The organism is Vibrio sp. 1180_3 (assembly GCF_029478545.1).
Lineage (GTDB): Bacteria > Pseudomonadota > Gammaproteobacteria > Enterobacterales > Vibrionaceae > Vibrio > Vibrio aestuarianus.
On sequence record NZ_SJFM01000309.1, the window covers coordinates 1 to 236 of the forward strand.

The 236-nt window shown below is 58.9% G+C and carries 1 protein-coding gene; it reads left to right on the top strand.

All coding sequences use genetic code 11. The features are described from left to right. A partial coding sequence (locus EYW48_RS22005) for a hypothetical protein (protein ID WP_277433131.1) occupies window positions 1-236 on the top strand: 236 nt, incomplete at both ends.

Consider the following 236-nt stretch of genomic DNA (forward strand, 5'->3'; position numbering starts at 1 on the left):
GACGCTGAGCCTGAATGAAGACGGCGAGATAAGCGACAGCAACTACAGCTACAACAATGGCACCATCACGTGGACAGAAACCGTGGCCGAGGGCGCAAGCATCAAGGTCGATGCAACGCAGACCGACCGCGACGGCAACGTGTCTCTACCAGGCAGCGACGAAGCGAAAGTGGATACCACGGCGGACGCCGGTGCGCCAAGCGTGAGCATCGTGGATGACAACAATCCAGACGATG